Origin of the sequence: Streptomyces flavofungini (assembly GCF_041028215.1) — a bacterium.
GTDB classification, from domain to species: domain Bacteria; phylum Actinomycetota; class Actinomycetes; order Streptomycetales; family Streptomycetaceae; genus Streptomyces; species Streptomyces flavofungini_B.
In genome coordinates this window covers 1-2,875 of the sequence record NZ_JASKYR010000846.1, presented here as the reverse complement: position 1 = coordinate 2,875, position 2,875 = coordinate 1, and the positions used below count along the sequence as shown (strand labels likewise).

Sequence of the window (2,875 nt, the reverse complement as noted above, 5' to 3'; positions counted from 1 at the left end):
AGTGAGCGCCGAAAGGGGGACGGTGGAGGAGACGGCGCGGCCGACGACCAGCGGACCGACGCCGCTGTCGGAAGGTGCCTGGTGCAGGAAGACCAGCTGCGGGACGATGGCCGCCCTGGAGCCGAAGGCCAGCAGCAGGGTGCTGCGCGAGGGCCGCGCCGATGCCGCGGGCCAGCCTGCCTTCCATCGGCGCGGAGATGGAGATGCCTAGGGTGTCGGCGAGGCGGACCGGCGTGGCGAAGGTGGGGTTGCCCTGGGCCTTCTCCAGTTCGACCAGGGCGCCCTTGCTGACCTTGGCGCGGCGGCTGAGTTCGTCCAGGGACAGCCCTGCGTGGGTACGGGCTGCGCGAACGTTGTGCGCGAGTGTCCGCCCGTCGTAGCCGCCTGCGCCCCAGCCGAACGCCGTCATGCCCCTGCGGAAGGGCGAGCGAGGCAGCGAGGCCCGGCTCGTGCTGACCACTGGCGGCCCCGGCCGCCACCGAGGCATGGCGCTGGACCCTGGAAGAAGGCGAGGAGCACCCAAGCCCACCCCACCTCACCGGCGTGACCGAGGCCGTCAGCGTCACCACCGGCGAGATGGTCCTCATCGTCGACGCCCCCGGATACCCCGTCATGGCCGGACAGGGCGCCACCTTCGACGCCGACACCACCCACACATACCGCGGCACAGGCACCCAGACCTGCCGCCTGATCAAGACCGTCCACCTGCCCCCGGGCGCCGCACAACACCGCAAGGCTCCAAGCCGACCGGACCACCCGCCTGTCGCCGATCGATCGGATCACGACAGTGGCGCGGCGGGCCGCGGCTGGCTCAGGTCGAGCGCAGGCAGAAGGGGTGTCCGGCAGGGCTGGCGTAGACCCGGCTTCCGGTGCGGGCTGCCGGGGGGATGTCGTCGGAGGGCCGGAGCCGTGTGGCGCCGCTTTCGAGGGCCGTGCGGTCGGCGGTCGAAAGGTCCTCGACACCGAAGTCGAGATGTATCTGCTGGGACGTGCCGTCCGGCCAGTGAGGGGCGACGTGGCCGGGGGCCGACTGGACGACGATCACCGGGAGGCCGGGAGCCTGGATGAAGTGGTGGGTCGGCGTGCGGGTGATCGAGCCGGTGAGCAGCCGGTGCCAGAAGGCGCTTTCCGTCTCGAGGTCGGCGGCGTCGATGATCACGGATACGAGTGTGAGGGGCATGGGGCTGTCCTGTTCGGTGGTGCCGGTCATTGCTCAGAGGGTCGGGATGATGCCGCCGTCGACGCGGAACTGCGCTCCGGTCAGCCATTTCGCTCGGCTGGAGGCGAGGAAAGTGATCATCTCGGCGACGTCCTCGGGGTTCCCGGGGCGGCCCATGGGGACCTTCAGATGGTCGACGATCTGCTGCGTGACTTCTTCGGTGGTGACGCCCTGTTTCTCCGCGATGAGCTGCAGATGGGCGGTGGCGCCCTCGGTGACGACGAAGCCGGGAAGGACACAGACCACGCGCACCCCGTGCTCGCCGACCTCGGTGGCCAGTTCGCGGCTGTAGGTGTTGAGCGCGGCTTTGGCGGCGGCGTAGGACGCCTCGGTGCGCTGGGGCAGTCGGCTGGCGATGGAGGAGACGTGCACGACGACGCCGGAGCCCCGCTGGACCATCCCCGGCACCAGAATCCGGTCCAGGCGCACGGCGCTGAGGAGGTTCGCTTCCAGATCCGCCTGCCAGGATGCGTCCGGCCGGCTCAGGGTCGGCGCCGGGGCGCTCGCCGCGCCCGCGTTGTTCACGAGCACGTCCACGCCGCCCACCTGCTCGATGACCCGGCGGCCGAGGTCAGCCACGCCCTGTTGCGTCGAGAGGTCCGCCGCGAAGAATGTGGCGCCGCTGTCCTCCTCGGGCCGGCCGCGGGAGGCGGTGAGTACCGTCGCGCCCGCGGCGACGAAGCGGCGTACGGTCGCCGCTCCCAGGCCCCGGCTACCGCCGGTGACCAGGACCCGCAGGCCGTCGAGACTGCTGTCCGTGATGGGCATGGGAATCTCCCGTCCGTAAGATGAACCTGACTCCGGAAACGGTACACGTAAACGGAGTCGGACTCACCTTATGGAGGTTCTCTTGCCCACATCACGCCCGCTGCGTGCCGACGCGCGGCGCAACCGCGAGGCACTGCTGTCCGCGGCCCGCCGGGCATTTCTCGGCGGCGACACCGACGTCCACGTGGAAGACATCGCCCGCAGTGCCGGTGTCGCCGTCGGAACGCTCTACCGCCACTTCGACACCCGCGAAGCACTGATCGAGGAGGTCTACCGCAAGGAAGTCGACGACTTGTGCTCCACGCCCGGCGACCTCCTGGACCAGCACACGCCCCAAGAGGCGCTGCGGCACTTCCTGTTGCTGCTCGTGGATCACGCGGCGGTGGGCAAGGGCATGTCCGCCGTCCTGGAGAGCATCATGGCGACCGACTCACCAGTCTTCGACGACGCACGCACCCGCATGGCCAACGCCCTCTCCCGGCTCCTCGACGCCGGCATCGCGGCCGGCACCATCCGCGACGACATCACCGGCCCCACCCTGCTGCGCGCCCTGGGCGGCATCTGCGGCATGCGCGCCACGGAAGGCTGGCTTGTCGAGGCCCGGCAGATCACCAACCTCCTCTACGACGGCCTGCGCCACGGCGCCTCGCAGGCCACCTGAGCCAGGACCGGGCCCCGTCTGCCGCCGGTCAGATCCTGCCCGCTGCCCCCGGCCGCTCCTGTCACCGTCCAGCTCGGCCGCATGTGCCACCGTGGCAGCAAACTACGGCCCGGCCCGTGCCATCACCTCCCGTCATGGCGACGCGCCTACGGGTTGAGGTCCATCACGGGCGCGCCGAGTCCGTCGTAAGCGCGGGGATCGGTGGTGGCGATGGGGCACCCTCGGGG

The 2,875-nt window shown here is 70.7% G+C and carries 4 protein-coding genes and 1 pseudogene; 2 read left to right on the top strand and 3 right to left on the bottom strand.

Annotated features, from left to right (window positions below; translation table 11 throughout):
- On the bottom strand, window positions 1–409 hold a 409-nt coding region (locus AB8Z36_RS35435), incomplete at its 3' end, for a helix-turn-helix domain-containing protein (RefSeq protein WP_369217497.1).
- A 134-nt stretch (window positions 410–543) separates the two neighbouring features.
- Between AB8Z36_RS35435 and AB8Z36_RS42395 the strand changes: the two are divergent.
- Window positions 544–633: pseudogene (locus tag AB8Z36_RS42395) on the top strand (XRE family transcriptional regulator); the annotation flags it as partial.
- Window positions 634–811: 178 nt separating this feature from the next.
- Here the strand turns inward: AB8Z36_RS42395 and AB8Z36_RS35425 are convergent.
- Window positions 812–1,180 (bottom strand): VOC family protein, encoded by a 369-nt coding sequence (locus tag AB8Z36_RS35425; protein WP_369217498.1) that lies wholly within the window; start codon window positions 1,178–1,180, stop codon window positions 812–814.
- 33 nt (window positions 1,181–1,213) lie between these two features.
- A complete protein-coding gene (locus AB8Z36_RS35420; RefSeq protein ID WP_369217496.1) occupies window positions 1,214–1,987 on the bottom strand; it encodes an oxidoreductase in 774 nt (257 codons plus the stop codon).
- An 82-nt stretch (window positions 1,988–2,069) separates the two neighbouring features.
- Here AB8Z36_RS35420 and AB8Z36_RS35415 point away from each other — a divergent pair, with 82 nt between their 5' ends.
- Window positions 2,070–2,648 carry a TetR/AcrR family transcriptional regulator gene (locus AB8Z36_RS35415; RefSeq protein WP_369217495.1) on the top strand — a complete coding sequence of 193 codons (579 nt, stop codon included), beginning with the start codon at window positions 2,070–2,072 and terminating at the stop codon, window positions 2,646–2,648.
- The last annotated feature ends 227 nt before the right edge of the window (window positions 2,649–2,875 follow it).